Below are 853 nucleotides of genomic sequence, written 5' to 3'. Positions count from 1 at the left end.
TAGTATAGGAAAGTATAAAGTTTTACCTTTTAGAAAGCCCATCACCTCAATCGCAAGTGACAATCAGTTGATTTGAAAAGAGAGGGATTGTAAGGGTATTATAAACATATGGTAAAGAAAAGAATTCGCATAGAAATGAATAAACTTAAAGCCATATTTCTGGACAATAACAATTGGGAAAATTTTCTAGAAATTAACAAGGGTAAGGTTCGATCAGTCATAAGAAAAGAGGTTGAGAAGTTTCTGCATTGTGGGGATGTGTCTAACGGATTCCGTGTATACAAGTGCGAGGCTTGTCCCAATGTCAAGCATGTTCCGATACGGTGTAAAGGGAAGTTCTGTCCCACTTGTGCAGTAGGCGAAGCCCAAAAGTGGGCAGACATACAATCACATGACATGTACCGTAGTATTCACCGCCATGTGATTTTAACGATTGATGAAGGCCTGCGGCCCATTTTCACCAGCCGGTACCGAAAAGAACTGCTAAAAGGGTTAATGAACGAAGCCGGACGGCTTTTGAATGAATGGTTTCAATCATTAGGTGTTACACCAGGTATTGTTTCAGCGCTTCATACTTTTGGATCTAAACTGGAATTTAACCCCCATATCCATATGCTTGTGACAATGGGCGGGGTGACGAAGGATGGAAAATGGAAACAATATGACTATATCCCTTACATCAAACTAAGAAAACAGTGGCAGACTGTTGTCTTGAAATTAATCCGAAGAGTCTTGTCAGAGCGCGCTAAAAAGCAAGTCCAACCACTACTACAAGCCGCGTATAAGAATAACCCGGATGGGTTCTATATCCATGCGCCTAAGAGGAGTCAAACACGTGTAAAAGGGTTACTGG

1 protein-coding gene is annotated in these 853 nt (G+C 41.3%); it reads left to right on the top strand.

The features are described 5' to 3' along the window. Window positions 1-108: 108 nt before the first annotated feature. On the top strand, window positions 109-853 hold a 745-nt coding region (locus tag ACYVLS_RS08895), incomplete at its 3' end, for an IS91 family transposase (RefSeq protein WP_460323701.1).

Source organism: Alkalibacterium psychrotolerans (genome assembly GCF_054784355.1).
The sequence above is the reverse complement of the archived record's forward strand: the minus strand, read 5'-3'. Positions and strand labels throughout refer to the sequence as shown.